Here is a 7,214-nt window from a genome sequence, read left to right on the forward strand (position 1 = left end):
AGCGCTGTCGGCCCGTCCGCCCGGCATCAGCCGGAAGGTGCTCACCGAGCGTCCGCGGACGCCGGAGGGGCAGGGCCCGGCCGTGGCGACGAGGCTTCACTCGGTCGCGTGAACGTCTTCGCGTACACCCGTGGCGGCCCTTGGAACCCCGGTTCGGGGCTGCCGTGTCCGGCCTAGACTCGCCGCACATGTCGCTATGGCTGCTCAACCACTTCAGCACCACCACACTGGCCGTCGTCGCCGTTGGTGGAACCGTTCTCCTGGCCGTCGCCGGCAGTGTGCTGCTGCGCCGCAGGCACCCTTCGCTGGCCCGCGGAGAGCACAACGACATGGTCGGCGTGACACTGGGGATGTTCGGCGCCATCTACGGGATCATCCTCGCGTTCGTGATCGTCACCCTGTGGACGCAGTTGGAGGACACCCAGACCATCGTCGCCTCCGAGGCCACCAGCGCGGCGCTCATCACGCGTGACGCCGCCGCGTTCCCCGAACCGGTCCGGGTCCGTCTCGATGCGGCCATGGGCGGCTACGTCCACGCCGTCGTCGAGGGCCAATGGCCCCGGATGCGCGCCGGAGACCCCAGCTACGGGGCGACGGAAGCCCATCTGCAGGACGCGTTCCGCGTGCTCCAGACGTACGACCCGCAAGGCCAGGCGGAGCAGGTCTTCTACGAGCGGGCCGTCGAGCATCTCGACGACGTCGCCTCCCAGCGCCGCGCCCGCATCACCATGGCGCGCCGGGAACTGCCCCCGCTGCTCCAGGCCTTGGCCTTCGGCGGTGCGCTGGTGCTGATCCCGCTCACGTTCCTCTACGGTCTGCGCAAGCTGAGGGTCCAGATCCTGTTCGTCGCCTCGGTCGCCGGGCTCGTCGGCTTCAGCCTGCTGCTGGTCTTCGTCCTGGACCGGCCGTTCTCAGGTGACCTCAGCGTCAGCCCCGCCCCGTACCGGGAAGGAGCCCTCGCCCGCTACTGGACCCCCTGATCCGGCGCTGCGGGGTCCCCTTCGGCGGCGACGGCCGCGGCGGACAGCAGGGTGGCTCCGGCGAGGGTGCCCCACAGGGCGGTCGGGCCGTGGGGGGCGAGGGCGGTGATGGCGGCCGGGGAGACGGCGAGGCCGAAGCCGGTGGAGAGTTCGAAGCGGGCGAGGGTGCGTCCCAGGGCGCCTGCCGGGGCGAGGGCCGTCACGAGGGCGGTGGCGCTGCCGGCGTAGACGATCTCGCCGAGGGTGCAGACGACGGAGACCGCGGCGACGGCCGGGGCGGCCCACCCGCCCCCGTCCCCGCCCGCCAGGGACGTCACCGCGAGGAAGCCGGCGTACGACGCCGCGAGGACGGCGCCGGCGACGGTCAGCGCGGTGCGCCGGGCGTAGCGGGACATCAGGACGGTGACCGGGACCTGGAGCGTGACCACCAGCACCGTGTTGGCCACGAAGATCGCCGCCGACCACACCGGTGAGGCGTGCAGCTGTGTCAGCAGGACCAGCGGGAGCGCGATCTCGGGGACGTTGAGGCAGAAGACGTAGACCACGTTGGCGGCCAGAAGGGCTCGCATGCGGGGTGGGGAATCCTCCTGCCCCGCCGATGTGGCGGACCGGGCCGGCTGGCGTTCCGCGCGCACGCGCACCGACCACGCCAGGCCGGCGGCCACCAGGTACGCCGCTCCCGTGACGGCCGCCAGCGCCCGCAGGGCCGGGGTCCCGCCCGCCAGGCAGGCCATGGCGAGGAGCGCCCCCGCCCCCAGCCCGGCGTTGCGCAGGGCGCGTCCGGCCGCGAGGGCGGTGTCGCGTTCCCGGCCGTGGGCGAGGGTGGCGACGAGGGCCGCGTGGGCGGCCGGCCAGGCCTGGTTGCCGATGCCGAGGAGGAGGGCCGCGGCCGCGAACGGCCAGACGTGCCCGGTGGGGGTCGCCACCAGCACGGCCACGCCCAGCACGCGCACCAGCATCGACGCGGCGACGACGGTGCTGCGGGCGCCGCGGTCCAGCCACCTCCCGACGGCGGGCATGGACAGCAGGCCGATGACGATGCCGGCCGTCATCGCGAGGCCGGTGGCCGAGGCGGACAGGCCGAGCACCGTCACTCCGTAGAGGAGGAGGAAGGGCCTCAGCAGGCCGGTGCCGAGGGCGTCGACGGCCAGGGCGACGGCGTAACGGGGGCCGCCGGAGGCGCGCAGGAGGGCACGGGGCCGTGTCTTGCGGGCGGGGGTGGGGGTGCTCGTGGCTGTCATGGGGTGAACGGTGGGTTCACCGGCCCGGCCGGGCACGTCGGTTGACGGAGATCGTCAACAGTTGTCGGCGCTGTCCGGCGGGGCGGGGATGATGTGCGGATGACGTTGAGGATCGACATCGGCGGTATGCCGTCCGGGGGGCTGCGGTTCGCCGCCTCCCCGTTGGCCGAGCTGACCGCGATGCTGCACGTGCTCGCCGAACCGGAGCACCATCCGGAGTTCGCCGCGTGGGCCGCCGATGTGTGGGCCGGGCTGGGGCCGGGGCTGGCCGAGCGGTTGCGGGAGGCGGAGTTCCTCTGGCGTACGTCCCAGGCCGACTTCATGCTCCCGGCCCGGCCCCGGGCGACCCTCGGGGAGGAACTGGACGACGTCGACCGGATCGGCGACGAGCGGTACGTGTCCGCCGCGCTGGTCACCACGTGCGGCAACCGGGTCCACTTCACCTCCCCGTCGCCCCTCACCGACACCGCCGCGCGCGACCTGGCCCTCGACCTGGCCCAGGCCCGGGGTGCGCGCCAGGAAGCGTTCGCGGAGCGGCTCCTCGCGGACCCGGCGGCGGTCCGGGCGCGTGTCCGCGACACCCTGGAGGCCTGCGCCGAAGCCTTCTTCGACGCGGCCTGGGCCGACGCCGCCGTCCGGCTCGCCACGGACCTGCGCCTGAAGAACGACCTGCTGAAGCGCCAGGGCCTCGGGGCGGCCCTCGCCTCGGTCTCCGGCGCGGTCACCCTGGCTCCGGACGGCGACGCCGTCCTCGTGGACAAGCTGCTGGACAAGGCGACGACCGCCCACGGCACCGGCGTCACCTTCATTCCGAGCCTCTTCGGCCGGCCGCACCTGGCGGTGGTCCACGCGCCCGGTTGGCAGCCGGTGGTCCAGTACCCGGTGGACGGGCCCGGCCCGGCGGAGCCGGTCTCCCTGGAGACGGTCGGCCTGCGGCTGGAGGCCCTCGCCCACCCGGCCCGGCTGCGGCTGCTCCGCACCCTGGCCCGCGGCCCGCACACCAACGGCGAACTGGCCCACGCCTGGGACCTGACGCCCCCGGAGGTGTCCCGTCACGTGGCCCTCCTGCGGCGGGCGGGGCTCCTCACGGCCCGGCGGGAGGGGCGGTACGTGCGCTACAGCCTCAACCTGTCGGACCTGACGGCGCTGGGGACCGACCTGCTGGCGGCCGTGCTGCGGTGAGGGCGTCGGCCGCCTCGCGGAAGCGGTGTCGTACTCTCCCCTGCCATGGACAGGGATCAAGCCGGGCCGGCCGGAGCCGATACCTCCGCCGATGACGTCCGCGCCCGCTGCGCCGCCGTCTTCGACCTCGGCGCCCGCCTGCCCGCCAGGGTCTTCCGGAGGGACTCGGGGGACTCGCTGTTCGTCGAGTTCGACTCGCTCCTCACCCCGGACCTGTGGCCGGCCCTGTGCGCGATGGCACGATGGCACGGGGACCGGTACGTCGAGCTGCTGGTCCTCGAACCCGACGACGACAGGTACTCCTTTCCCCCGCTGTCGCTGTCCGTGGACGCGAGCGAGGACGACTACTGGGACGCGGTCGGTTTCGAAGCTGACGGCGATGCCGGGGACGCGATCACGATCATGGCGGACGTCGTCGCCCTGACGGGCCCCTCGCGCAAGTGGGGGTGCTGGGGTGAGCGGGACCCCGAGGTGGCTGTCTTCCAGGGCTTCCCCGATCCGGCGGCCCGTGCCGCGTGGTGCGAGGAGTTCGGGCCCTTCCTGGAAGTGGAAGAAGCCCTGGGCTCGTACCTCGCCTTGGCCTTCAGGGGCTCCGTCCCCGACTGGTACGCCACGGCCCTGACCGCCCACTACTCAGCGGCAGGTGCCTGAACGGCACCACCAGGCCCGCCCGGGGTGGAGGTGGGTACACCCCCACCGGGGTGTCAGGTGCAGTGGCCGGGGGCGCCGGGACCGGCATCGTCGTCCGCGTAGGGATACGGACGACGGGCGGGACGGACATGGCTGTGGTGGGCGGCGTGGAAGCGGCGGGGCGCGGCGGGGTGTGGGGCGCGGCGGGGGTGTTCACGGCGGTCGCCTTCGTGGCGGCCGGGGTACTGGGGGCGGTGCAGCCCGGTAGCGGGGTGCCCGCCGAGGTGGTGCAGCTGACCCAGTTCGGGCCGGCCCTGGGGGTGGGCGCGGTCGCCCTGTACCGGTGGCGGGAGACCCGCGGGCTGCTGCGCGGCGGAAGCGGACGCGGGACCCGGCGGGCGGCGGCCCTTTTCGGTTCGGCCGCTCTGATCGTCGTTCTGGCAGTCCTGGGGTACGGGCTGACGGCGGGGAGTGCGGGGTTCACGGCGCCGGGGGCCCTGCACCACCCCTTCCTGCTGATCGCGGTGGCGCAGTCGGTGGGAGCGTGCGGGGAGGAGATCGGCTGGCGCTGCTTCCTCCAGCCGCTGCTGCGGACCCGGCTGGGCGTGGCGGCCTCGTCGGTGGTGGTGGGCGTGGTGTGGGGGGTGTGGCACGTACCGGTCTTCGCGCAGGCCCCGGCCTACGCGGCGGGCTTCCTCATCGCCACCGTGGCCATGTCGGTGGTGCTGGGCACCGCCCTCGACGGCACGGGCGGCGCGTACCGGCTGCTGCTCGCCGGCGGCTTCCACACCCTCGTCAACCTCGGGCTGCTGCTCTTCATGGACGAGGAGTCCGGGACCGTGCTGCCGATGGTCTGCTTCGGGCCGGCCTGCCTGGTGGTGGGCCTGGTGTGGGCAGGCTCGCGGGCGGGGCGGCGGGGGCGACCGGCAGGGCGGCGCGCCCCGGTGGCGGAGGCCGCGCCCGCGCCGACTACCCTGCACGGAACATGAGTTCGACAGTCCTTCGATTCCGTGCGGCGCTTTCCCGGCGGCTGGCCGCCGTCGGCCGCTGTCACGTGAACGGTCTGCTGGCCGTGTGGGTCGCCGTCGTCGGGTCGGGCGTGGTGGGCGCGCTGCTGTTGCTGCCCGTGGGCCTCGGCCACCGGCTGCTGCCCCCGGCCGCGGGTGCGTTGCGCCGGTGTGCCGACCTCGCGCGGCAGCGGGCGGCGCGGTGGCCGGGAGTGCGGAGCGGGCAGCCGGATCCGCTGCCGCGCGCGGCGGGGGCCCGCGCGGTCCTGGCCGACGCGGGGTTCTGGCGGGACCTGGCCTGGGCCTGGCTGGAGCCGCTGGTGGGCGGCCTGCTGCTCGCCGTACCCCCGTCCCTCGTCGTGTACGGGCTGTTCGGGATGCTCGTCCAGCCCTTCGTGTGGCGACTGCTGGGCGACGGCAACTGGTACGCCTTCGTGCCCGTGCACGGCACCGGCCTGACGCTCGCGGCGGCGGCACTGGGGCTCGCCTTCACGGCCGGGGGCCTCCTGCTCGCACCCTCCGTCCTCCGGCTGCACGCCCGCTGGGGCCGGCAGCTCCTGGCAGCCCCGCGGGGCGCCGAACTCCGGCGCCGCATCGAGCGGTTGACGGAGACCCGGGCCGAGGCCCTGGACGGCCGGGCCGCCGAACTCCAGCGCATCGAGCGGGACCTGCACGACGGGGCGCAGGCCCGGCTCGTCGCCCTGGGGATGCGCCTCGACAGCGCGACGCGCCTGCTCCGGGACGATCCGCCGGCCGCCCGGACCGCACTGCTGGAGGCGCGCGAGCTGTCCGCCCGGGCCCTGCAGGACCTGCGCGACCTGGTCCGGGGCATCCAGCCGCCGGTCCTCACCGACCGGGGCCTCGGCGACGCGGTGCGTTCCTTGGCCCTGGACAGCTTCCTCGACGTGACCGTCGAGGTGCGGCTGCCGGGGCGGCTGCCGGCCGCGGTGGAGTCGGCCGCCTACTTCGCGGTCAACGAGCTGCTCGCCAACGCGGCGAAGCACTCGGGCGCCGAGCGCGTCGAGGTCGTCCTCGCACACGGCGGGGCGGCGGCCGACGGTCCGCGGCTGCGCGTCACCGTCACCGACGACGGGCACGGCGGGGCGGACCCCGCCCGGGGGACCGGACTGCTCGGCGTCCGGCGCCGGTTGGCTACCTTCGACGGGAGCCTCGCCCTGCACAGCCCGCGGGGCGGCCCGACCACTGCCACCCTGGAGATCCCGTGCGCGTCGTCCTTGCCGAAGACCTCTTCCTCCTGAGAGACGGCCTGGTCCGTACGCTCACCGAGCACGGCTTCGACGTCGTCGCCGCGGTGGACAACGGCCCCTCCCTGCTGCGCGTCCTGCTGGAGCACCGGCCGGACGTCGCGGTCGTCGACGTACGCCTGCCGCCCGGCTTCACCGACGAGGGCCTGCAGGCCGCACTCGAAGCCCGCCGCCACCACCGAGGCCTTCCGGTCCTCGTGCTGTCCCAGTACGTCGACCAGCTCTACGCCAACGAGCTCCTGGCGAGCGATGACGGCGCCGTGGGCTACCTGCTCAAGGACCGGGTCACCGACACCGGCCAGTTCGTCGACGCCGTACGCCGCGTCGCCGGCGGCGGCACCGTCCTGGACCCGCAGGTGATCGGCCGGCTGCTGTCGCGCGGCGACGCCCGCGGCACGATGTCCGCCCTCACCCCGCGCGAACGCGACGTCCTGGAACTGATGGCGGAGGGCCGCTCCAACGCCGCCATCGCGGGCGCCCTCCACTTCAGCGAGAGCGCCGTCGCCAAGCACACGGCGAGCATCTTCGCCAAGCTCGGCATCGCCCCCTCCACCGAGGACAACCGCCGGGTCCTGGCCGTCCTGGCGTACCTGCGGCGCTGACTGCCCGTGCTCGGCCGTGCACGTGCGGGAACGCCCGGCCGAGGGATCTCGGCCGGGCGTTCCCGGTGTTCTGTGCAGCCTGCCGCTGGTCTAGTACCAGTGGTTGGCCTGCCAGAAGTTCCAGGCCTCGACCGGGCTGCCGTAACGCTCGTTCATGTAGTCCAGGCCCCACTTGATCTGGGTGGCCGGGTTGGTCTTCCAGTCCGAGCCCGCCGAGGACATCTTCGACGCCGGCAGGGCCTGGACCAGGCCGTACGCGCCCGAAGAGGAGTTCGTCGCGGTGTAGTCCCAGCCGCTCTCGTGCGTG

The 7,214-nt window shown here is 74.4% G+C and carries 8 protein-coding genes; 6 read left to right on the plus strand and 2 right to left on the minus strand.

Annotation, left to right across the window (positions count from 1 at the left end; all coding sequences use genetic code 11):
- Positions 1-188: 188 nt before the first annotated feature.
- Positions 189-980, plus strand: coding sequence for a bestrophin-like domain (locus ACZ7IF_RS32350; RefSeq protein ID WP_470978799.1), 792 nt, complete (start codon positions 189-191; stop codon positions 978-980).
- Here the strand turns inward: ACZ7IF_RS32350 and ACZ7IF_RS32355 are convergent.
- Complete coding sequence (locus ACZ7IF_RS32355; RefSeq protein WP_470978802.1) at positions 965-2,221, minus strand: MFS transporter; 1,257 nt, start codon at positions 2,219-2,221, stop codon at positions 965-967. The two genes, ACZ7IF_RS32350 and ACZ7IF_RS32355, sit on opposite strands and share 16 nt — an antisense overlap.
- Before the next feature lie 99 nt (positions 2,222-2,320).
- Here ACZ7IF_RS32355 and ACZ7IF_RS32360 point away from each other — a divergent pair, with 99 nt between their 5' ends.
- The 5 genes from ACZ7IF_RS32360 to ACZ7IF_RS32380 all read left to right on the plus strand — a co-directional run bounded on the left by ACZ7IF_RS32360 (position 2,321) and on the right by ACZ7IF_RS32380 (position 6,907).
- A complete protein-coding gene (locus ACZ7IF_RS32360) occupies positions 2,321-3,403 on the plus strand; it encodes a DUF5937 family protein (protein WP_470978804.1) in 1,083 nt (360 codons plus the stop codon).
- Between the two features lie 45 nt (positions 3,404-3,448).
- A complete protein-coding gene (locus ACZ7IF_RS32365) occupies positions 3,449-4,054 on the plus strand; it encodes a hypothetical protein (RefSeq protein WP_470978807.1) in 606 nt (201 codons plus the stop codon).
- A gap of 128 nt (positions 4,055-4,182) precedes the next feature.
- Positions 4,183-5,022: a CPBP family glutamic-type intramembrane protease gene (locus ACZ7IF_RS32370; protein ID WP_470978810.1), complete on the plus strand. Its 840-nt coding sequence runs from the start codon at positions 4,183-4,185 to the stop codon at positions 5,020-5,022.
- The gene (locus tag ACZ7IF_RS32375; RefSeq protein WP_470978813.1) at positions 5,019-6,299 is read left to right on the plus strand and encodes a sensor histidine kinase; all 1,281 of its coding nucleotides are present in this window, start codon (positions 5,019-5,021) and stop codon (positions 6,297-6,299) included. The genes ACZ7IF_RS32370 and ACZ7IF_RS32375 overlap by 4 nt, the downstream gene beginning before the upstream one ends.
- On the plus strand, positions 6,263-6,907 hold the full coding sequence (locus ACZ7IF_RS32380) for a response regulator transcription factor (protein ID WP_470978816.1): 645 nt from the start codon (positions 6,263-6,265) through the stop codon (positions 6,905-6,907). Before ACZ7IF_RS32375 ends, ACZ7IF_RS32380 begins: the two co-directional genes overlap by 37 nt.
- Positions 6,908-6,997: 90 nt before the next feature.
- Here ACZ7IF_RS32380 and ACZ7IF_RS32385 read toward each other — a convergent pair.
- Positions 6,998-7,214: aggregation-promoting factor C-terminal-like domain-containing protein (locus ACZ7IF_RS32385; RefSeq protein WP_470978819.1), on the minus strand; the 217-nt coding region annotated here is incomplete at its 5' end.

The organism is Streptomyces sp. NPDC037421, from assembly GCF_055602105.1.